Origin of the sequence: Flavobacterium sp. WG21, from assembly GCF_000335775.1 — a bacterium.
Taxonomy (GTDB): Bacteria; Bacteroidota; Bacteroidia; order Flavobacteriales; family Flavobacteriaceae; genus Flavobacterium; species Flavobacterium tructae.
Genome location: NZ_AMYW01000021.1, coordinates 1 through 24518, shown reverse-complemented (window position 1 = coordinate 24518; position 24518 = coordinate 1). Strand labels below are relative to the sequence as shown.

Sequence of the window (24518 nt, the reverse complement as noted above, 5' to 3'; positions counted from 1 at the left end):
ATTCTTTCTATTTGTGTTTAATTATCTCATCAACCTCTTTTTCCCTAAAGTTTGTGTCGGATGTCACACCCTTTTACTTAGTGGTGAAACTATTTTGTGCACTCGTTGTCGCCACGAATTACCTCTTACTCAATATCATTTGAACCCAAAAAACGAGGCTGTGAAGAAATTTTATGGAAGAATCGACATCCAGCATGCATCGGCATTTTTACATTTCAACAAAAAAGGAATTGTTCAGGAACTGATCCATAATCTCAAATACAAAGGTCATGAAGAAATCGGGACTTTTCTGGGTAATTGGTATGCCGAAGATTTAAAAGAATTAAGTTTAAAAATTCCTTTTGATGTAATCATTCCGGTACCATTGCATCCTAAAAAACTAAAAAAACGAGGCTACAATCAGGTTACTACTTTTGGCACCACTTTATCTAAAAACCTGGAAATTCCTTTTGATCCGGGCTTATTGTACCGAAAAAAATATTCAAAAACCCAATCTAAAAAAAATCTTTTAGGAAGGTCTGAAAACATCGAAAACATCTTTGACGCCAAATTTTCGAATGAAAATCACAACAAACATTTTTTAATCGTTGACGATGTATTGACTACGGGCGCTACACTTGAGGCTTGCTCCAGAGCTTTACAAAAAATTCCAGGTGCCAAAATCAGCATTGTCTGTATGGCAATGGCAAATTCATAAGATAAAATTCCAATCAAAAAAAATCCAAATTCCAACAACAGCAGTTATTGAAATTTGGATTTTATTTTAAAATTTATCTTTTCTCTAGTATAGGATTATTTTCTTAACCGTTCTGCGCTCCCCCTCTATTACAGTCACCAGATACATCCCTGCTGTAGCTCCTGCTAATTGAATATTTTGATTAAAATAAGGCGTTTTATCAAAAGAGTTAAAATATACTTGCCTGCCAAGAATATCATGCACATAAACCTGAACTCTATTGATGGAATCACTACTAAACTGAATGGTAAAATTTCCTCTGTTCGGATTCGGGTATAAAGTAAACGCTACATTTTCAATATCAATCTCTCCTAAAACAAACGTTTTATTGCAAATATTCAATGAAGCTGAGTTTATAGTTCCAAAATTACCCGTAACTGCATCGCGAACTCTAAAACTCCAGGTTCCTTTAGGATCCTGACCGTTAAACACACTCAATAAATCAATCGGAACAACAATCTGACTTGTAGTTTTAGAACAATCTAAAGCAACTCCGGCATCGTCAAACTGAAGAGCCAAAGTAGAATTTATTCCGCCACAACTGTTACGATCATATAAATTAACCACTGTACCCTGCGGATTTACTATTTGCAATTCGAAATCTGAAAGTTTATCATGCGTTACATTAACCAAAACATTTACATCGGAAATCGTTCCGGTTGATGCCGGAACATTTACCGTTTTAGAAGTGAAAGAATTTCCGGGAGGAATAGCAAAAGCATTCCCGAAACTATAAGAGTCACAAGTTGTCGTTGAAGTATACCCCACTGCAAACGGCTTACTATTTAAAGCATAATAAATATTTGCTGTTGGCTCAATCTTAAGTCTGCAATTTGTTGAAGCAGTTACACTGGTCGGAATCTGAACGGTTTGCGAACCGTCATTCGGTGTGTTTGAGGCTAAAATCACTGGAAATGTCAGACCTCCATCTGTTGATAGCTTGATATTAACTGCCGAAGATCCCTGTAATGTATTGGTATTATTCACTGCCCATGTTACAGTTTGGTTCGATCCTATTGGCCAGCTAACGTCATCTGTATTTTGCGAAGTAACAGTAAATGGTCCGGCATTAGTTACGACCGTTGCAATCATTGTATCAGTGTTCGTCTGTGCAACTGCCGATGCTCCATTGTCTCTTGCAGTCAGGGTAAAATGCAATGTTCTTGCAACAGAAGAAACCGACTCCCAAGTTGTGGTTAACTTGTTCAAAAGTACTGTATTCAACTCGGGCATATAACGAACAAGTGAACTCCCCGGACGTACAGACCTAAATAGGGGCCCATTGGGTTTTTCAGGATAAGCGGTACTATTACTGTTTGCAGTTGATGAATCTGACGCACTATCAAATTGCTCCCAGGTATAGGTCACACCAGCAACGGCTGAACCAATACCAGTTAATACAAACGGTGTACTAACAGGAATTGTGTAATCCGCACCAGCATCAACTACTGGAGGATTATTTGCTATGGATGCACTAACAGGACAATTCTTTCCGGACAACCTATTCTGGATTTGAAGAATACTGGCGTAAGCAAAATAATCGTCTGAATGATTTTGAACATCATACCCCTTAGACACTCCTGCATAGCCCATTATAGTTGATCCGCTTCCCGGTTCAACATTTAGGCCTGTTCTTTCTGATGCATCAAAAGAAAAAGTATGATATCCTCCAAACTGATGTCCCATTTCATGAGCAACAAAATCAATATCAAAGTTGTCTCCCTCCGGTTTCTGGTCTGCCGGTGATGTATAGGCACTTCCCTTCCCCATTGCATCAGACGGTGTCGGACTATCGCAAACGCAGCCAATACAGCCCGCATTTCCTCCTCCTCCGGACGCCCCAAACAAATGTCCTATATCATAATTAGCTTCTCCAATTACACTTGTTAAAGTGCTTTGAACTTCTTTACTCCAATAATCATTACCATCTGAAGGATCTTTAGAAGTTCCTCTGTCTGGGTTAGAATAAGGATCTGTTAATCCATTTGTATAAATTACAGCATCATTATTGGCAATTAAAACCACTCTTACAGCAAGGTCTTTATTAAAAACAGCATTTACTCGTGCTAAAGTAGCATTCATCCCTGCCAATGCACCTGCTTTTGTACCTCCAAAATAAGCGGTGTACTCACCTGTACAAGACAATGCCAGTCTAAAGGTTTTGAAAACTTTATTGTTTGCTGCCGATTTTGCCGTAGAAGAAGTACTTTTATTTTCTGGTACATCTGTTGTCTTACAAGTCAAACGCGATTTTGAAGCTGCATCATTTTTGGTAAACAAAACATAGGACGATTTGTCTTCCTGATTTTGCTCGATGTATTCTGATGGTTTATCTGTACGAAGTACCATAGTCTGAACCCCAATTGGTGCTACACTAAAATAAATCTTCGCTGTCTTGTCGTCTAAACCGCGTCCTTCATAGGCTCTGATTTCCGGATATTTTGCCTGTAACTCAGGCTCAAAATTGGAAGATTCCCAAACAGAAAAACGTTCCAATACACCTCCCGAATTGGGGAATGTAATTTCTGTCGAACTATTTTTCGCTGTTTTAGCGGTAGTAGCAATTAGTTTTGCTTTCAGAAAATCCGAATTCAGCTTATAATACAATCGCCCCGGCTCAGAAGTAATCCCTCTCTTGCTTAGCGAAACAGCATCAACTTTCTGCCACAAGCCATCATTTTGGGCATACATACTTGCGCTACAAAAAATGAAAAATAAAAAAAATAGGTTTTTTCTCATATTCTAAATATAAAAGTATATCAAAATTACGCGAATTAAATCAAAATCTTACACTTATTAGAGACAATTATATAGTTTTAAATTTATAGACTACTCCATTTTCACAAAAACTAACGGTTTAAGGGTAAAAAATCAATTACGCTAAGCATTAAATTTAAAATAGAATAGTATAAATTTGCACCATCTTAAATTATTTGTTTTGAAGCTCTTTCATTCTATAAACGATTTTCAGTCAACCAAGAAAACAATTTTAACTCTTGGAACTTTTGACGGTGTACATATTGGCCATAAAAAAATTCTGGAACGCATTACCCAAAACACTGAAAATGGAAAGTATGAAAGTTTAGTGCTTACCTTTTTTCCTCATCCAAGAATGATACTACAGGAAAAATCGGAAATAAAACTTTTAAATACTATCACTGAAAAGTCAAAACTCCTGGAGGCAACCGGAATCGAAAATCTGGTCATTCATCCTTTTAACGAAAGTTTCTCCAGACTAACTGCAGAAGAGTTTGTACATTCCATTCTGGTAGATCAGTTTCATATTCAGAAAATAATTATTGGTCATGATCATCGCTTTGGCAGAAACAGAACGGCTAATATTGATGATTTAATCGCTTTCGGTCATGAATACGGTTTTGAAGTTGAGCAAATCTCCGCTCAGGAAATTCAGGACGTTTCTGTAAGCTCAACCAAAATCAGAAAAGCACTCAACGAAGGAAATATGTCTTTGGCAAATGATTATCTGGGCTATAACTACTTTTTATCCGGTGAAGTTGTTCAGGGAAAACAGCTGGGAAGAACTATTGGTTTTCCAACGGCTAACATCGAAATTAATGATGAATATAAACTGATTCCAAAAGCCGGCGTATATGTTGTAAAAGTTTTGATCGACCAAAAGGAAGTTTCCGGAATGATGAACATTGGTTTTAATCCAACTGTTAACGGGCAAAAACAAACCATCGAAGTGAATCTTTTTGATTTTGATGCAGATATTTATGGTAAAAAGATTCAGGTTTCGTTATTACAATACCTGAGGGACGAACAAAAATTTGGCTCCGTCGATTTGTTAAAAGAACAATTGCATCTGGACAGAAAAAATGCTCTCACATTTTTAAACAAAATTTAGGATAGCATTACCTCAACCTGTGAGTTGAAATCATTCTAAGACATAGAAAACAGCCTTTTATAAACTTAAAAAGGTGTTTCGCTGGTTAAATGTAAAAGAAAGTCTTTTCTTCTCATCCTACCATTTCTGAGCATTAATACCTAATGTTTCTATGTGCTACCATAAAAATTCATCGTTTCTTTTTGCGATGATATGATCGGACGTACTTTTTACCCTTTTTAAATCATCGTAGTTATTTTTTTAGTAAATTTGACATAGAACTCTGTTTATCAAATATTTGCTATTAACTTCTTTAAAAATAACCATTATGAAATTACCTAAAGAAATTACCAACGGTTTTCTGATTTTCCTTGGAATTGGAATTTACTTTTTATTGATGAACGTATTAGGTTTGGCTCATTTATTCTATCTGCGAACCCTAAATGTCTTTTTTATATTTTACGGTGTGAATAAAACCATGCGAATGAATCTTCATGAAGGTGAAACTAATTTTGTATCCAATGCAGTCTCGGCAATGGCAACCTCTGTAGTAGGTGTGGCGCTAAGTGTATTTGGACTGTTAGTTTACAGTTATGCGCGAGGCGGAGATGCTTATGTAAAAACACTTTCGGAAACTTTTATGTTTGGCGGAAATCCTTCGGTACCAACTTATTGCATCTGCTTACTCTTTGAAGGAATTGCCTCGTCAGTAATCGTCACCTTGATGATGATGCTGTACTGGAATAACAAATATGCAGCCGATTAATTTTTCAAAATAAATCAAACTAAATAGCACTCTAAAATCATAAAAATTTAAAATTATATGATTTTAGAGTGTTTCTTTTTTGAAAATAGCTGTCAAATATTCATTTACAGGATTGGGCATTGGTTGATTGGAACTATTTAACTACTTTTGGAGCATCAAAAAACTGCATCAATGAGCATTACAAAACACAATTGGACAAAAGACGAAATAATTGCCATATATAATAAACCTATGATGGACTTGCTGTATGAAGCAGCAACAATTCACAGGCAAAAACATGATCCTAACGTAGTTCAGGTATCTACTTTACTTTCGATCAAAACCGGAGGCTGTCCGGAAGACTGTGGATATTGCCCACAAGCTGCACGTTATAACACGGGTGTTGAAGGAAACGACTTAATGAGTGTTAGCCAGGTTAAAGCACAGGCTTTACGCGCAAAATCCAGTGGATCATCACGTGTATGTATGGGAGCTGCCTGGAGAAATGTAAAAGATGGTGAAGAATTCGACCAGGTTTTAGAGATGGTTCGTACCATTAACAAACTTGACATGGAGGTTTGCTGTACCCTAGGTATGATTACCGAAAATCAGGCGCAGCGTTTGGCTGAAGCAGGTTTATATGCTTACAACCACAATTTAGATACTTCTGAAGAATATTATAAAGATGTTATTTCAACCCGTGGTTTCGAAGACCGTTTACAAACTATCGAAAATGTTCGTAAAACGAATGTTACGGTTTGCAGTGGAGGAATCATTGGAATGGGAGAAAGTATCGAAGACAGAGCCGGAATGCTTGTAGCGCTTTCTACTTTAAACCCTCAACCGGAATCTGTGCCAATTAATGCGCTGGTAGCTGTTGAAGGAACCCCGATGGAAGAAGAAAAGCCGGTTGAGATCTGGGAAATGATCCGTATGGTTGCTACAACAAGAATTGTAATGCCCGATACACAGGTTCGTTTATCAGCAGGAAGAACTAACATGAGCCGTGAAGGACAGGCAATGTGCTTTTTTGCAGGTGCCAATTCTATTTTTGCAGGTGATAAACTGCTTACGACACCAAACCCTGATGTTCATGAAGACATGAAGATGTTTGAAATGTTAGGATTGAATCCGCAAAAACCATTTACAAAAGTTTCACAACCTAAAACAGTTGAGGCAGCTGATTCTCAGTTTGTTCCTCTGGGAGAAAAACCAAAATGGTCAAGACCGGGACACACTATTGAAAGAAATCTTGAAGCTACGGCCAAATCAAAAATTTAAGAAAAAGAGTTCATAAATCTCGATAAATATTTTTAAATTGCTTATAACATGTGTTATAAGCAATTTTTTTATTTAATAGAGATGAAGTTAAAACAAATCGAAAGGGTAAAAAAAAATCTCAAAGGCTGATTTTATTTCCCAGTATGTGAAAAATCAAATTCCTGTAGTTGTTGAAGAATTGACCGAAGACTGGCCAGCTTATCACAAATGGAAATTATCCTATATCAACGAAATTGCCGGAAACATTATCGTTCCTCTATACGATGACAGACCTGTAAATCATGAAGATGGTTTTAACGAAGCTCATACGACTATGAAAATGAGTGATTACATTCATCTTCTGGAATCAAAACCAACTAACTACCGCATTTTTCTTTATAATCTGATGAAAGAAGTTCCGCTATTAAAAGAGGACTTTTTATGGCCGGATATTGGCTTAAATTTGGTCAAACAAATGCCAATGCTGTTTTTTGGCGGAGAAAATGCGCGGGTGTTCATGCATTACGACATTGACTACTCCAATATTTTACATTTTCATTTTCACGGAGAAAAACAGTGCATGCTTTTTGCTCCCGATCAATCCAAATACATGTACAAGGTACCACATGCCTTAATTTCAAGAGAAGACATTGATTTTGATAACCCTGACTATGAAAAATTTCCTGCACTAAAAAATACACAGGGATTTATCACCAATTTAAAACATGGCGAAATGCTGTACATGCCCGAAGGATACTGGCATTACATGAAATATTTAACCCCAGGGTTCTCGATGAGCCTGAGAGCTTTTCCTAAAAACATTACAAACCTTTCAAAAGCCTTTTACAATGTTTTTATTATGCGCTATTTTGATATCATGATGCGTAAATTCAAAGGTCAAAAATGGATCGATTATAAGAATGAAAAAGCAATCCGGAATACCAATGAAAATCTGCAAAAAAGCTCTTAATAACATTCTTTTTATTCCTAAAACACTACTTTTTTAGTTCCTGTAGCATCATTTTCCAAAATCACTTTTACCAGTACCATCTGATTACCTGATACTAAATTTTGTATTTGAAACTCTTTATTCCCAATTTTACTTTTGCTGAAAAGCAGTTTCCCCGACACATCATAAACAAAAATATCTTTAAGCTGTTCTTTTGATGACACATTTATTATTCTATTTTTAACAGAAACAACAACAGCGTTATTTGTGTTTTCAAAATCGTCGATCCCTAATGTTTTTCCGGTATAACGCAACACTAATCGGTCTGAGAAGGTTCCGACTGCGGTTGTAAAAGTATAATTGCTCTGTTTTAAATTATGAACTTCTCCAGTTGTTTTATCTTCGATATAAATAGCCTGTTCACTCATACTATCATCTACCTCATCAATTGAAATAGTAAAATCACCTGCGATTGTCGTACGATATCCTAAGGAAACAATATCAGTATCAACAAAAGGTAAAGCTCTACCCTGAATGACATAATTGTTTCCGTTTGCTACACTGTAAAAATCAAGATAAGGATTCGCATTAAAACTGATTCCGTCATAATTACTATCATACTCATTAGTCGCCCCCTCTATATATCCTACCAGCAATTGTTTAAAAGCTCCTGACGTATTGGTCATGTTTAACCAGATACGTTTTTTTACCAAAGTAGTTTCCTTTGATGCGCTTTCAGCTTTAAAAAACTGATTGTTATTGGTACCACCTAATCGCATTGAATTGTTAAACTGTACTTTTCCTGCTGCTACAGTAGTCACAAAAAAGGATTGTCCGGCTGCTATTTTACCTGTTGGCTTAATTCCATTATCATTTGCCGGAATGCCACTGTGCAACGGATCGGATTTTGCTGAAACCCCTCCACTTAAATTATAAGAAGCATAATCATCAGTGGTGTACTGATTTGTATAGGTTAGTTGTACAGGTGTATTATGCGTCCAAAAATAGATTGTTCCGCCCAGTAGACTATTAGCACTTAAAAGGGCATCGGCATTTAAAGCAGATGGATAAGGATTACCTACTAAATAACTTTTTCCTGAACTCAACGATTCTCCTTCCAGATTTCCATTGTTGGGAACCCCTGAAAAAATTCCGGTAAAAGCTACTTTAACCGTATTGGAATAGGACTCCGGGCCACGAATAATATAACCTTTGCCCACTACCATATTAGTTGTTCTATCGGTAACGACCCATTGTGTCCCATCAAAACCAAAATACTTTGTCACTGCTGTTCCGGACGAAAGATCGATTAATCTTTGTGGATTTACCGGAGTGGACCAATATAAATAATCCTTTTTTAGAATTCCCGGACTTGTTCTCTCGTACGAAATATTTCCAGAATTAACTGCGCTATTCACCTGAACCAGACTTGAACTGGTTTTAAAAGTCAAAGCCGTTCCCGCTGCCGAATCCACAATTAGTGCATTCCTAACTGTTAACGTATTTGAACTATTTATGGTTACTTTTTTTCCGGCATTTATCGTACAGCCACAGCTATTCACATCTCCGGACGAAGAAAAATCATCTGCAAAAACAACATTCTGGCTTGTTGTTGGCGTTCCAAGCGACCATCCTCCTGCAATGGTATAGGTATTCGTTGCTAAAGCATTTACAACAATACCCGACAATGACAAAGAAGCACAGGTGCCTGGATATTGTACCGTAAAATTATAAGTACCGGGAGCCAGACCTGTAATGGTATATTTAGTCCAATCGGCACCTACTCCTCCCGAATAAGTATTGGAGAACGTACCGGTTTGAGTAATTGTATAATCGTTTCTGTTTGGCAAATTCTTTAAAACCACCGTTCCGGTCAGAACATCACAGGTGGGCTGAACCACCGGATCATTAAGTGGTGTGCCTGGCTGAGTAGTCGTCGTTATATTTTGTACTGTTGCGGTACCAGTAGCACTGGTTCCACAACCATTCTTTGATCTGAGTCTGTAATAATAGGTTGTACCTGTAGTCAGTCCGGTCACTGAATAGGTCGTTACATTTCCTATATCAAGAGCATTATAACCTGAGACAGTACTTGCAAAATTACTGACAAGTGACACATCTAATAAGTAACTCACGGCATTAACCTCCGCACTCCAATTTGCCGTAAATGAAGTACACAAAGTATTAGTGGCTGCCTGCAATACAACATTACCAGGAGAAACAGCAGGTTTGTAAGTTATGGTATTCGAATAAGCACTCAAACAGGTACCGCTAAATGCTCGAACTCTGTAATAATACGTAGTCGCATTGCTTAAACCTGTAATATTTACCGTTAAAACATTTCCAACATTCAAACCATTATAGGTTCCAACAAAACTTCCGAAATTAATATCTGTCGAAAGATCCAATGTGTAATAAGTTGATCCCGAAACAGATTGCCAATTTGCTGTAATCTGGGTACAGGTTGCTCCGGTTCCTGCTAAAGCAACAGGGGCTGTCCCGGATGATGTTACATTTACTGAAGCAGTATTATTTGCACTGATGGTTGAAGCACAATTATCGGCAGCATTGCCACTTGTTCCGGAAGTTAAAGATGTAACTGTTAAACTTTTACTTCCTAAAGCTGAAAATCCGGGAGCTGTAAAAGTACCGGTTCCACTTGTACTTACAGTCATACTTACCGGTGTCTGAGTTACTCCGTCTACCTGATAAGCAACGCTATATACTCCTACTGGTAAACTACCATTTAGGGTTATTGTTGATGATGTTCCGGTACAAATATTTACGGTCGAGGCTGATATACTTGTCAGGCTATAAGTTGGACAGGTATAAACAATCACAACTTTTCCGGTGCCTCCGGCTCCCCCTGCTGAAGCGGAACCTAAAAGTGCCGATTTTCCACCACTCCCGCCACCTCCGGGCTGAGTTCCGGGATTACCATTACTATTGGCTAGTAAGCCTGTAATACTCGCACCTCCGGCACCTCCAACATCAGCTCCGCTAGTACCTCCGGCTCCACCAGCTCCGGTTACAGCAGGTAAAAGTGTCTCACCGGCTCCACCGCTTACTCCGTCGACTTTAGTGGCTCCTGTAGATCCGGAAGCCAATCCTCCGGCACCTCCTGCCGGATTGGTGACTGTACCATTATTGACAATCCCTCCATTTCCTGCCAATGCAATTAAATAACCTGTAATCGATGAATTATCACCAGCACCTCCATTACCTGACAAAGCTCCTGCACCACCTTTACCAACAGTAATCGATAAGGTAGTTTGAATAGCGATGTTCATAGAATAAGTACCGCCTGCAAAAGCACCACCTCCACCTCCGCTGGCAGCTCTTTGTAAACTTAGACCTGGAACCGTCGAGCCACCTCCGGCTCCACCACCTCCCCAGGCACTCATAGTTACTGATGATACACCTGCAGGAACATAAAAACTACTTGTTCCAACACTTGAAAAAGAGACTGTTTTAGTCTGTGCATAAAAAAATAAAGGCAATGCAAATAACTGAAGTGTAAGTAAATATTTTCTCATCGTGGTATTTTTTAATATTTAAAAACATAACTTCTCAATCAGACAAAAATCGGATTGAAGTAATTTCTAAATACCTCAAAAAATAAAACGCCGAAACAGGATAGACTAATCCTGATAGTACAAGTGAAATGTTGAAGTGAAGAGTACTTTTTGTTTCATTTAATCGGGGCATTTAAATTAGCAATCAGTATTTTAGGCAGGTAAAGAGTATAGACACTCTATTTTATAAGCTTCAATAAGAAATGATAAAAATTAACTTAACAGGCTTTTAAGTATTTGAATCGTAAAGCAGCAACAAGGTACGATTTTATTTACATTCAAACTAAATATTTTCGATTTAATTGTGAGAATTTAACACTTATAACTTTTTTTAACACAATCAAAAACAGCATTTTACCAGTAAACATGGCGGTTTACGCTCTGAATATTACATTAAAATGATCCAAAACGATTACTCCTTTAAAACAGACATTTAAAGTAAAATTTTCCTTGTCACTATTTTTTTGTCTCCAAATTTAATTTTTACAATTAAAACCTGATGATAAGAATTGAATTTTGGCAGTTGAAACTCCAGATTTTCAATATTTTCTTTTCGATACAATTGTTTGCCCAAAATATCAAAAACGGTTATTTCATTAATCAGTTCCTGAGTCGAAATTAACTTAACAACTCTATCCTGAACAGAAATGAATATCTCCGGATTATTCTCCGAGAAATCTTTGATCGTTAAAGTTTCATTTGTAAAAAGCAGTACAAATCGCTCATTAAAAGTTCCTGCATCACTCGAAAACAAATAAGCACCCTGCTTCAAATTGTGTATCTTTTTTATTTTTTTATCTACTAAAAAAACATTCTCTTTTTTAAAATACTCATCCTCATGATCGATACTAAGATTAAATTTTCCTGCAATAGCAGTTTCATAACCAAGTGTTATCGAATCGTTTTTAATAAAAGGCAATGCTCTTCCCTGAATTACCAATTTTTTACTTTCAATCCTACTATAAAAATTAACAAACGGGTTACCATTCAGTGATTCTGCATCATAATCTGTATCGTATTGATTTGTAGCTCCATCAATATAACCAATCAGGATTTGTTTAAAACTTCCTTCACTATTATCAAAATTTAGCCAAATACGATATCTTTCAATTGTGTTCTTAAATACTGTCATTGTATTTCTATCTGGTTGTTTGAAGAATCTTTCGTTTCTACCTACAACCCGCATACTATTTATAAACTCTACTGTCTCTGAACCTTTACTATTGGTAAAGAATGCCTGTCCCGTGGCGATCGTCCCGTCGGGAACTGTTTCATTAATTCCGGATGTTTCGGATTTTCTTGTTCCTACACCGCCGAGTAAATTATAAACGGCATAATCATCCGAAGTATATTTATACTTAGTAATTGGTGTATTATGCGTCCAAAAATAAAGTGTGCCTTTGATTTTTGATTTGTTTGCCAATAAAAAAGCATCTCCATCAAGGGCAGAGGGATACGGATTACCAATTAAATTAAAAGTATCGGCTACACCTGACTTAATCTCAATTCTACCATTGTTAGGAATTCCTTTAAAAGTTGCTTCGAATTTTAAAGGCTCGGTTTCAGAATAATCTTGTGGCCCCTGAATGATATATCCTTTTCCGGCAGACATATAATTTACAGGGTTTTCTTTTTTCCAATTTCTGTCATCATAATTGTATGAATAGAATTTTTCCAAATGTGATTTAGGAGATACATCTATTAATTTTTGCAGGTTTACCGGCGAAGACCAATACGTATAATCCGATTTTCGTATAGGCGTTGAATTTCTTTTTAAATAAACGATACCCGTATTCACTACATCATCATCAGACTGATAGAAACTAGCCGAATCTTCCAGTACTAATATCCCTTTACCCGTATACGAAAATTCTACTCCTAAAGTGTTTCCGGTCAAAAGTGTAACCTGTTTTCCTTCATCAATAAAACAACTGCATATATTTAAAGAGGTTAGATTCTCATAATTTCCTCTAAACTCTACTGCTTTTGCCACTGACGGAAAACCATTTGACCAACTTTTACCATCCCAAACTGTCCCGTCTAAACAAAGTTTGATTCTGGCAATCCTGTGTTTTGAAATCCCCGATATGGAGTTGAAGTTTCCTCCAATAATCAACTTATGATCTACAGTAAAACCCATTGTAAAGAGACTGTTGTTAAGCTCACTTTTAAATGAAATATCATATTCTCCCGATTTTTGCAAACGTATTAACCGTAGAGCAGTATTGGATTTATAAGTCCCGGAAAAAGTTCCTCCCACCAAAATACAATCGTCCGGCTGAATTAAAATATTGCGAACTTCTCCTTTATCAAAGCCTGCTCCACTATCAAAAAAAGAATCCAGACTCCCATCTGCGTTCAAACGAGCAATCCTTTTTTGCGGAATTCCATTGTAACTTAAAAATGAGCCTCCCACTATTATCTTCTGATCAGACTGGAGTCCAATTGCATAAACATTTTTATCAAAACCTGTCCCTGCACTAAAATCAGAATCAATACTTCCTGTAGAATTAAGACGAATTAATCTATGGGATGAATTTCCATTAAAACTATCAAATCGCCCTCCTACCAAGATTTTTCCATCAGATTGAACTATTATTACTTCGATAATTCCATCAGCACCAACGTAAGTATCAAAACTAAGATCTCGTAAACCGCTTTGTAACAACCTAATTATTCTTCCAACGGGTGTCCCGTTATAACTTGTAAAATTTCCTGCAACAATTATTTTCTCATCGGGTTGAATTGCAATACTGTAAACCTGACCATTAAATCCCGAGCCTACATTAAATGTATTATCTATTGCTCCATCCGGCAAGACTCGAATGATTCTATTGAAAGCAGTTCCATTATACTTTGTAAAATTTCCACCAAGAATAATCCTTCCATCCAATTGTAAGACACCGGATTTTATTATATTATTAGCCCCTAATTGTCCGGAATTAAAAGTTGTATCATAGGATCCATCTGCTAAAACCCGAGCTATTCTTGAACTAAAGTTTCCATTAAACTTTTGGAAATTTCCCATTACGACCGTACTTTTATCTGACAAGGGCAGTACTTTTAAAACGGAATTATCAAAACCGACTCCTGTTGATAAATATGCTTCTTCGCGCTCTCCGTTATTGCTAATTTTAACTAATCTTCCCTGATTCTGATTATCAAAAACTGAAAATGAGCCACCAACATACCAGAAATTTTCACTATCATTCGCTAATGTCAAAATTGATCCCGATCCCGGACCTGAATCAACATCAAAATTTGTTTGAAGACTTCCACTTGAATTCAACAAACAAATTCGGTTAACTGCCGCTCCATTATAAAGGCCCGTAAATGAACCTCCGACCATAATATTACCGGACAAATCGTTTTTAATAATTTGGACTGCATCCCCACTAAAACCGGTTCCGGTTACAAAGCCATTATCTATAGTACCGTCCTGATTCAATCTTACTATTCTATTTGCAAGCAAACCGTTATAACTTGTAAATTTCCCTCCCACAATAATTTTCCCATCAGGTTGGACAACAACTGCATTCACATCTTCATTAAAACCGGAACCTGTATTAAAACCAGTATCAACTTTACCATTTGGCATTAAACAAACCATTCTATTGGCCGCGATCGTATTAAAAACTGAAAAATTACCCGTTAGTAAAACTCTACCATCGGACATAATATTTGCATTTGTAATATTTGCTGAAGACCCCAAACCTGTATTAAAAGAAGAATCCAAACTGCCATCGAGTAAGACACAGGCAACTCTGTTTACGACAATATTATTATATTTAGTGAAACTTCCGGTTATAATTATTCTTCCGTCATCATACAAACAAATGTTATAAATAATACCCGTATTAACAGCGATCGTAGTATCGAATGTTGCATCATAAGAACCGTCAATATTCAATCTGATCAGTCTTCCACAACTGATTCCATTAAAAGAAGTGAAACTACCGCCTACAATTATTTTTCCATCCAGTTGAATACAGGTTGTATAAATTTTCCCATTGAAACCTGTCCCTGTGTCCCAGGTTTCATCGATACTACCATCTAGATTTAAACGGGTTAAATATTGACATTGAGCTCCATTGAAGTTTAAATAATCACCTCCGACCAAAAGTTTTTGATCGGACTGTAAAGATACCGTTCGTACTACATTGTCAAAACCATCTCCCTTTTTTCCATCATCATCTGTATTAAAAGAAATATCCACCTTGCCTTGTTGAGCGCAAAGTGCCGGACCATAGAGATAGACCACCAAAAACAGGGAAAGAATTACATTTTTTATCAAAATAAGAAATCCAGGTGTTTATTTATTTGTAAGAATTAACTCAAAAATAAACACTCTATATGAAATCTGCAATACCTACTTTTAGTGATATTTGGGAAACCTTAGTTCCAATACAAAAAAAATCCACTCCGAAAAACGGAATGGATTTTTTGAAATGAACTCTTATTTATGATTTACTGAAAAATAACTTTTCTTGTCGTTGTAAAATCATTTGCCAAAGTAACCTTAACCAATAAAACCTGATTTGAAGATGGTAGGTTTTGAATCTGCAATTCTGTATTACCTACTTTCTTTTTATTGTAAAGCATTTTACCTGACACATCATATATTGTAACTTCCTTAATATTTTCCTGCGAAGATTGTACCGCAATTACTTTGTCTTTTATAGAAACTAAGATCCCGTCTTTAAGGTTTTCAAAATCTCCGACACCTAAAGTTTTATCGGTGTAACGCAATACCAAACGTTCAGTAAAGTTACCAATCTCAGTTTTAAAAGTATAATTGCTTTGTGTTAAATCGTGAATAACTCCGGTTGCTTTATCTTCAACATAAATCTTCTGATTGGCCATTTTACCATCAACCTCGTCTATTGCAATTGTAAAATCGCCTGCAACAGCAGTTCGGTAACCTAGCGGAACAATATCAGCATCTGTAAAAGGTAAGGCACGTGCCTGAATTACAAATTTATTTGCATCACTTACACTGTAAAAATCCAAATACTGGTTACCATCAAGAGTTAACCCGTCATACAGGGTTTCATAATTGTTGGTTGCACCTTCAATATACCCTAACAATAATTGTTTGAAGGCCCCGGTTGTACTGGTCATGTTTAACCAAATACGATTCTTTTCGATAGTAGTTTTTCTTGAAGTATTTGCAGGTCTGAAAAACTGACCGTTATCAACCGCCCCTAAACGCATTGCGTTGGTGAACAATATTTTTCCTGCAGCCTTAGTTGTTAGAAAAAATGACTGTCCAGCCGCAATTTCTCCAGTTGGTTTAACACCGCCTCCAGAGCCATAATCTACATCCGATCTCGCTGCTGTTCCTCCTGTCAAATTGAATGAAGCATAATCATCTGCACTGTACTGATTACTTGCTACAGGTTTTGCAGGTGTGTTGTGCGTCCAGAAATAAAGGGTACCATTTATTACATTTTCATTTGTTTTTATAAACCCTTCTATGCCCTCTGAAACAAATCTCTCTCCGCTTAAAGCAGACGGGTAAGGATTCCCTATCAAATAACTTTTTCCTGAAGCCAACATTTCTGTTTCTATATTTCCATTATTCGGAACTCCTTTAAAACTTGCCGGATAGGCTGTCTTAGAGCTATTCGAATAATTGGACGGAGCACGAATAATATACCCTTTACCTACCACCATATTATCAGTCCTAGGCGTTCGAACCCATTGTGTACCATCGAAACCATAATACATAGTGCTAGGCGTTAAAGACGAAAGATCGACCAATCTTTGTGGGCTTACCGGAGTTGACCAATACACATAATCTTTTAACAATATAGGAGGAGTGGTTCGCTCATAAGTAATATCGCCTGTATTGGTTACATTATTGGTTTGTACTAAAGCCGCTGTATTCTTGAAAGTCAACTGACCATTAGTTGTTACAGAATTGGTAACCTTTAAAGTATTACCAGATGATATCACCACATTAACACCTGAATTTACTGTACAGGAACATCCATTTATATCTCCTCCCGAAGTATAGTCACTTGCAAAAACAAGTATTTTATCTATGGCTGGCGGGCTGCTCCAGCCTCCTGAGCTGTAGGTAGCTACTACGGGAGGCATATTAATTGTAGTACCCGTCGTTGCCGTTGATGTACAGGTCGCATTTGCTACTGTATAAGTATAATTTCCTTCTGCAAGATTCGTATCTGTTGCGGTTGTACCGGAATACGGAACTACGACCGCTCCTGGTGATCTTGTTAAAGTTCCACCTGAAGGTAATCCACTTAAAGCAATACTACCAGAAGGAACAGTACATGTTGGCTGTGTAACGGTAACTGTTACCGGTGCTGCCGGAATCTCATTTATAACAAAATTAACCATCGTTCTACAAGCGGGATCACCTGAACAAGCCACATAATAAGGGGTTGTACCTACTGTATTGGTGTTCATGAGACGAGAATCGATACCAACCGGATTGAACGAAGCTCCAGAGCCAATTTTTGTACCACCGGAAGCAACTGTATACCAATCTATTGTTGCCGGTAAGGTATAATTAACCGTAATAGTAATGTTTGTAATATTTGCATCGGGATTAATGCTATTGTCATCAAGAGATTCTTTAAAGGCAAAAGTCCAGTTACCTGACGGATTTCCTGTTCCCCATGTGCCTAATGAAGCATTAGTAACAGAACCCGCAGTACCAGCAGTAGAAGGCTGAAGATCCGTTTGTGCTGCTCCAACAGCCACAGGTGGCGTTACTCTAACCAACAACTCATTTCTATAAGAAGGACTATTTGCGGTAAAATTTATTGAAAGGTTTGTTGCTGTGACTACTGCTCCGGCCGGTAAAGCAGGAAAATTTATAGTAAAACCAACATTTCCGCTACCTGTGTAAGAAGTAGTATTTGATGTTCCTCCTCCATTGCTGGCAGTCATAGGTGTTTGAGCAACAGCTGCACAAGTCGCTGAAGACATTAGAGAGCCAGTGCCTCCCTGACAAATGGTAACTCCGGTCGCTACAGGATTTTTAATTGTCACCGTTCCTGCTGAAGAAGCTACCAACGGACAGCTCATGTTTTGTACTACAGCTCTATAAGATGTTGTAACATTAACATTTGTTGCTGTTAAACTTGTTGTTGTATTTGCTATTGGGGTAATAACAGAAGTAAAATTATCCGTTGATGACTCCCATCTCACAACGCTTCCGGTATTTCCGGTTAAGTTAAAGATTGTACTGTTAGTTCCTGCACACACGGTACTATCACCTGTAACTGTACCTCCTATAGTAGGATATACCGTCACTGTTAATTGGAATGTGCTTGTACAGCTTCCTGTTGTTGCCGTAATATTGTAGATCACATTTTGTGTTGTTGCTGCTGTAGTAGTCAATGTACCGGTTATACTTGTTGGATTACCTGAACTGGCTGCACGACCACTTACAGTAGCTGGTCCTGTTGGGGCTGACCACGTATATGTAGTTCCTGCCGGTACAAGCCCGTTTGTTCCATCAACCGGAATAACACTAAAAGGGGATCCTGAACAAGCATTAGCTGACATATTTGTAATGGTTGCTCTAGGATTTGTTGTAATAGAAACAGGACTACTGTCGTAACTACACGCTGCATTTGAAGCTGCGGATACTTTACGTCTATAGTATACCGTTGTTGCTACAGAAGGTGTTATAGCAGCTGGAGTATAATCTTCTGCATTAAAACCAGTTCCTGTAGTTGCATCTGTCCATGGTCCTGAAGCAGATGATGAAAATTGCCATTGAAATCTAATAGATGGATTGGTTGTTCCTCCATTATATGCATAATTCGAACCATCAAGAGTTGTAGTCGATCCTCCACAAACTGCTGAAGTGGCAGGAGTTACTGTATTTGCACTACCATCAGCAGGAGTAATGGTAAAATTAGATACGTTACCACCATTTTTTTCATAATACTCTAATACTAAATCACTGTTTCCGGTCAAACGTACCAATACATTTTGGAAAGCCGCTGAACTTTGTTGGCTCCATTCGTTTAAAACCAGTACTCCATCTATATAAAGCCTTACTCCGTCATCACCCGTAATTCCAACAAAATAACAACCTGCTGCTAATGTCGAACGCATTCGGTAACGTATCGCAAATGTATCGGTTCTTACACTCTGCGAAGTCCCTCCTGCAGTAAAGGCAAAGCATACATCATTTCCTCCAAACCCCTGAGAGAAAGCAGTTGTACTGCCTGTAATAGTATTTGCTTGAGTAAAAGAACCCAAATAATTAGCAAAAGCATCAGCATTAGAAGGCGGTACAGGTACTTCCGACCCATTAGAAAAGTCATAAACGTGGCCAATCCACGAATTTGTTCCTTGAGCGGTTTGAGAATCTACACTATTACTTCCTCCTGTAAATATAACAGAAACATCAGAAGCCGTACCTGAAGTAGTTGAACAGTTGGAATCATTAGTATATCGCACATGAAGTATTCCTGTGAATGTTGCCTGCCAATTGGTTAGTGTTGCTGCACTATTATTACCCCCTGCAACTGCCGAACCAATATAAGAAGATGTATTACTGCCATTAAACAAAGTTATTCTTTTTATAAAACCTGTTGAATTTGTTGTAGCAGAAATTGTATAAGTTAAACCCTGTATAACATTTACAGATACATATCGCCCCACAGGCACTGCCGAAAAGGTAACCCCTCCAACATTTGGTGTAGATACTTCTCTGTTGTAGCAAATAGATGTTGTACTTCCGAATTGTGTCCCTCCAAAATTACACTGTCCATAATTTATAAGATACGTAAAAAACAATACAAAACTTAAGAGTAGTTTTCTATTCATGGGGCTATGTGGTATTTATTTAAATTTGTTTTGGGCAATAAAATTAAAAGCTAAAGTTAAAATCCTGTTTGACAGAACTATAACAAACTGTTAATTTTGTGTACAAAAATATTATAATTCCCCACATATACAACATTTTAACAAAAGACTTTTCTGAGAAAAACAAAAAAAATAGTTGTGTTTTTAACATTTAAATGACTATTTTTAGCCGTAATCGTTAAAAAGAAAGAAAAAAGCCATGAATTCAATCTGCACTCCAAAAGAGGCTTTACTGAAGTTAGAACACTACTGTGCTTATCAGGAGCGCTGTCACGCCGAAGTGGTATCCAAACTGTACAGCCTAAAAATGACTGCCGATGAAATCGATAGTATTGTGGTTCAATTGATTGAAACCAATTTCTTAAACGAAACCCGATTTGCCTGTAGCTTCGCCAGAGGAAAACATCGCATGAAACACTGGGGCAGAATTCGAATTAGCAATGAACTGAAGACAAAACAAATTTCCTCAACCAATATTACGCTGGCTTTAAAAGAAATTACGGCAGAAGAATATGAGACCACTTTTGAGCAGCTTTCTGAACGATGCTGGAACAGCATCCACGAAAAAAACACCCTAAAAAAGCGAAAAAAATTCTGCGATTATATGCTTCGTCGTGGCTACGAGAGTTTTCTTGTTTACGATAAAGTTACTTTACTTGAAAAAGAATTCTAGTCCAAAAAAAACACGGGTTTAACCTCACTACTTTTTGATTTTTTTCGTCAAAATCACCACACTCGCACATTCAATTTTCTTGCAAATTTTTCACTTAAAAGACGTTTTTTGTACTTATAGTTCTAAAAATCGGATCGTTTTGAGCGTTGTTTTGCGATTTTTCTTATACTTTGAAAATGTTATTTATAAGAAATAACATAAAATCTCATTTCTAAAGATGCATTTTGTCGACTATTTTGACATTTTGTCGATTAAATGACCGTTCCAAAAACCTTCATATTTCCAATCACGTATGTGTATCTATCTTTGCTCGGGCAAAATTTATCCTGTACCAGCACCACTAAATTGTATAGAAACATTTCAATATGAAGAGAACTCTACTTTCCAAAATCCTATTTTTTCCCTTTAATTTTCTATTAGAAATAAAAAACGTCTTCGGATCTTCAAAACTTTACTTTAAAGCATTTTTCACTTTCATTTTCCTGATCAGCATTAATAATTTAAATGCACAATGTAACTCTGGTGCAACAGCTGGACCTATTGAAAGTAATACGGATAAATTATGTGTCGGTGTTTCAGCTACTTTCTGGTCTACAGGATGGAAAGGAACCTGGTCCTCATCAAATTCCGCAATCTTAGAAGTTTCAACTGATAGTGACGGCCGTGCAATAGTCACTGCGAAAGCTCCCGGAGTTGCCAACGTAATCAATACTGTAACACAATCAAATTGCAGCGTCATCAAAACTGCTCAAAAACAAGTTACTGTTTATGAAGCTTTAGGCGCTACTGGAATAATTTCAGGCGCTAACCCTCAATGTACCGGAAACACTGGACAAGTTTATTCCATTCCACCAGTAGCAAATGCAACTAAATACGTTTGGAATGTACCATCCGGATGGACGATTACATCAGGTGCTAACACAAATTCCATTACTGTAACTGTAGGCAGCGGTGCTGATAATATAACAGTTGTCGTATCTAATGATTGTAAAACCAATAATGCAGCATACAAATATGTCAACATTACCGATCAAAAAACACCCAGACCCACTATTACAGCTAGCGGGACAACAACTTTTTGTCAGGGAGGCAGTGTTACACTTACTTCAACTAAGCAAGATAAGTATCTGTGGTCTAATGGCGAAACAGGTCAAAGCATAAACGTAACCACTTCTGGTACCTACACGGTAACAACAACAAAAGATGGATATAATTGCCCAAGCAATGCCTCAAACAGTATAGCCGTAAATGTACAATCAGGATTAACGTTTAGCAATCAACCACAGGATTTAGTTGCCTGCGAAGGTCAGTCTGGAACCTTTAGCGTAACCGCATCAGCCTCAAATGCAACCTACCAATGGCAATATTCTGCCAATGGGTCAACGAACTGGACTAATACCAATGGGGTTCAGGGTGTATCAGGTCATAATACGGCAACCTTAAATTTGACCAACCTTCCTTTGTCCTATAGTGACTACTATGTTCGTTGTGTCGCAAGAAGCTCCACCACATGTCCTGCCAATACTAACACAAACTCAAATACTGCTAAACTAACGGTTAACCCATCATTAAAAATCACCTCACAGTCGACCGCTACTCAAACCAAATGCCTCAACGACGCCTTTACACCTTTAACGGTGACCGCTACAGCATCAGGAACTGTAACCTATCAATGGTTCAGCAATACTGCTGCAAGTACCACAAACGGAACAGCATTAGGAGCTTCAAATGGAGCCAGAACCAGTAGTTACACTCCACAATCCACAACATCAGGAACCTTATATTACTATGCGGTAGTAACATCAAGCTGCGGAACAGCAACCACTGCAATTTCAGAAGCTATGATCACCAAACAGGCAAATATTGCCCCAACAGTAGGGACTATCAAACAACCTACCTGTACTACACCAAGCGGAAGTGTTGTTTTAGAAAATGTACCTGCATCAGGAAGATTACTGGAGTCACGAGGAACTGTATACAATTATACAACTTCCGGAACCACATACGAAATTTCAGGATTAGCTCCCGGAACTTATAAATTTGCCATCGATGATAATTGCACAAGAGTATATTCGTCAGACATTGTAATCCTACCCGGAAATGTCTGGAATGGCACTAAATGGTCAGGCGGCACACCATCACTAAACGATCCAATTCAATTTACAGGAAATTATACTGCAGAAACCGATCTTAACGGATGTTCCTGTACAATCGATAATGGAGCAACGGTAACTATAAAATCAGGAGTCACCTTAACTATTGCCAATAGTATAGACGTAAACTCCGGATCTTTAGTTTTTGAAAACAGTTCCAATTTGATACAAAAAAGCAATGCTAAGAATACGGGAAGTATTTCCTACATCCGTACAAGTCCACCTATATTCCAAAAAGATTACTTGTATTGGTCTACTCCGGTAACTCCACAAAAATTAGTAGATGTTTCGCCTTCTACGCCTGCCAATTTTTATTATGGCAATGATGGCACACAATGGGTACGAACCAATAGAGAAAGCAATATGATTGTTGGAAAAGGCTACATTATTCGAGGACCATCGAATTACACCAATACCAATAAACAAGAATTTACCGCAACTTTCAAAGGAATTCCAAACAATGGAGATCTGGAAGGAGAATCACTAACCGCTACGAAAGCTCACCTGATTGGAAATCCGTATCCGTCTGCTTTAAGTGCTGATATGCTTTTAAAAGAGAATCCAATGTTAAACGGAACGCTCTATTTCTGGACGCACAACACTCCGGCAAAACCTGTAGCAAGTAATCAGTACAGTGCTGATGATTATGCTTCATACAACCTTAGTGGAGGAGTTTCTGCAAAATCAGATAAACAGCACAATAATGATCCTGCAAAAGACAAAGGCACTAAACCGACGGGCAACATAGCAGCCGGACAAGCCTTCTTTGTAACAACGAATGCTGCAGGAAAAGTTAAGTTTAATAATTCAATGCGATTGGGCGGATCGAATAACGGTCAGTTTTTCAGACCCGGAAACACGTCAAAAGTAGCAGCTTTAGAAAAACACCGCATTTGGCTAAACATGACCAATGCGACGGGAGCTTTTAAACAATTGCTAGTAAGCTACATTGAAGGGGCAACCAATGACTTTGAAAGTAATTACGATGGGCTAACTTTTGATGGCAATCAATATTTGGATTTTTACACTACGGATCAAAAAAACAAATATGTAATTCAGGGACGTGCTCTGCCATTTACAGATGCTGATCTTGTTCCATTAGGATACCGCACAACAGTTGCAGGTGATTTTACTGTTGCAATTGACGAAGTAGACGGAAACATGAGCCATCAGACCATTTACATTGAAGACAAAACTACAGGAACTGTTCATGATTTAACGCAAAGCAATTATACTTTTAAAACCGAAGCCGGTACCTTTACCGAACGTTTGACTCTGCGCTATAAACCAGGCAAAACTTTAGGTACAGGCGATTTTGAAAACATCGAAAACGGCATTCTTATTTCGACCAGAAATAAAACCATTCAAGTGTCTTCATCAAAAGAAAACATTGAACAAGTTGTTGTTTTTGATATTACCGGTAAACAATTATACAGTAAAAATAAATTAAACAGTGCAGCCTTTCAAATTGAAAATTTACCGTCTGCCAATCAGGTTTTACTGGTGAAGGTAACTTTAGCAAATGATTTTACTGTTACCCGAAAAGTATTGCTTCAGTAATCGTTAATTCGTTAATTCGTTAATTCGTTAATTCGTTAATTCGTTAATTCGTTAATTCGTTAATTCGTTAATTCGTTAATTCGTTAATTCGTTAATTCGTTAATTCGTTAATTCGTTAATTCGTTAATTCGTTAATTCGTTAATTCGTTAATTCGTTAATTCGTTCT

10 protein-coding genes and 1 pseudogene are annotated in these 24518 nt (G+C 37.4%); 7 read left to right on the top strand and 4 right to left on the bottom strand.

Annotated elements, in window-relative coordinates:
* Positions 1-13: 13 nt before the first annotated feature.
* On the top strand, positions 14-697 hold the full coding sequence (locus C245_RS0114810) for a ComF family protein (protein WP_026110079.1): 684 nt from the start codon (positions 14-16) through the stop codon (positions 695-697).
* Positions 698-781: 84 nt separating this feature from the next.
* Here C245_RS0114810 and C245_RS0114805 read toward each other — a convergent pair whose 3' ends face one another.
* Positions 782-3406 carry a reprolysin-like metallopeptidase gene (locus tag C245_RS0114805; RefSeq protein ID WP_232424369.1) on the bottom strand — a complete coding sequence of 875 codons (2625 nt, stop codon included), beginning with the start codon at positions 3404-3406 and terminating at the stop codon, positions 782-784.
* A 268-nt stretch (positions 3407-3674) separates the two neighbouring features.
* Here C245_RS0114805 and C245_RS0114800 point away from each other — a divergent pair, with 268 nt between their 5' ends.
* The 4 genes and pseudogenes from C245_RS0114800 (at position 3675) to C245_RS23130 (ending at position 7558) form a co-directional block, all read left to right on the top strand.
* Positions 3675-4604: a bifunctional riboflavin kinase/FAD synthetase gene (locus C245_RS0114800; protein ID WP_017497389.1), complete on the top strand. Its 930-nt coding sequence runs from the start codon at positions 3675-3677 to the stop codon at positions 4602-4604.
* Positions 4605-4911: 307 nt separating this feature from the next.
* The gene (locus C245_RS0114795; RefSeq protein WP_017497388.1) at positions 4912-5349 is read left to right on the top strand and encodes a hypothetical protein; all 438 of its coding nucleotides are present in this window, start codon (positions 4912-4914) and stop codon (positions 5347-5349) included.
* Positions 5350-5520: 171 nt separating this feature from the next.
* Complete coding sequence (gene bioB, locus C245_RS0114790; protein WP_017497387.1) at positions 5521-6609, top strand: biotin synthase BioB; 1089 nt, start codon at positions 5521-5523, stop codon at positions 6607-6609.
* 81 nt (positions 6610-6690) lie between these two features.
* Positions 6691-7558, top strand: a pseudogene (locus tag C245_RS23130) (cupin-like domain-containing protein).
* Positions 7559-7575: 17 nt separating this feature from the next.
* On the opposite strand, the gene C245_RS23750 reads toward C245_RS23130, so the two are convergent.
* The 3 genes from C245_RS23750 to C245_RS23745 all read right to left on the bottom strand — a co-directional run bounded on the left by C245_RS23750 (position 7576) and on the right by C245_RS23745 (position 19926).
* Complete coding sequence (locus C245_RS23750) at positions 7576-11073, bottom strand: T9SS sorting signal type C domain-containing protein (RefSeq protein ID WP_017497385.1); 3498 nt, start codon at positions 11071-11073, stop codon at positions 7576-7578.
* A gap of 472 nt (positions 11074-11545) precedes the next feature.
* Positions 11546-15406, bottom strand: a complete 3861-nt coding sequence (locus C245_RS0114775; protein WP_232424368.1) for a T9SS sorting signal type C domain-containing protein — start codon at positions 15404-15406, stop codon at positions 11546-11548.
* Between the two features lie 173 nt (positions 15407-15579).
* Positions 15580-19926, bottom strand: a complete 4347-nt coding sequence (locus tag C245_RS23745) for a T9SS sorting signal type C domain-containing protein (RefSeq protein WP_017497382.1) — start codon at positions 19924-19926, stop codon at positions 15580-15582.
* 238 nt (positions 19927-20164) lie between these two features.
* Between C245_RS23745 and C245_RS0114760 the strand changes: the two genes are divergently transcribed.
* Together C245_RS0114760 and C245_RS23740 are read left to right on the top strand one after the other, a co-directional pair.
* Positions 20165-20638, top strand: a complete 474-nt coding sequence (locus C245_RS0114760; RefSeq protein WP_017497381.1) for a regulatory protein RecX — start codon at positions 20165-20167, stop codon at positions 20636-20638.
* A gap of 365 nt (positions 20639-21003) precedes the next feature.
* The gene (locus tag C245_RS23740) at positions 21004-24351 is read left to right on the top strand and encodes a T9SS sorting signal type C domain-containing protein (protein ID WP_017497380.1); all 3348 of its coding nucleotides are present in this window, start codon (positions 21004-21006) and stop codon (positions 24349-24351) included.
* Positions 24352-24518: the final 167 nt, after the last annotated feature.

Coding starts and splice junctions, on each gene's coding strand:
- bioB (WP_017497387.1), top strand. CDS start 5,521: ATGAGCATTACAAAACACAATTGGACAAAAGACGAAATAATTGCCATA.
- C245_RS23745 (WP_017497382.1), bottom strand. CDS start 19,926: ATGAATAGAAAACTACTCTTAAGTTTTGTATTGTTTTTTACGTATCTT.
- C245_RS23750 (WP_017497385.1), bottom strand. CDS start 11,073: ATGAGAAAATATTTACTTACACTTCAGTTATTTGCATTGCCTTTATTT.
- C245_RS0114760 (WP_017497381.1), top strand. CDS start 20,165: ATGAATTCAATCTGCACTCCAAAAGAGGCTTTACTGAAGTTAGAACAC.
- C245_RS0114795 (WP_017497388.1), top strand. CDS start 4,912: ATGAAATTACCTAAAGAAATTACCAACGGTTTTCTGATTTTCCTTGGA.
- C245_RS23740 (WP_017497380.1), top strand. CDS start 21,004: ATGAAGAGAACTCTACTTTCCAAAATCCTATTTTTTCCCTTTAATTTT.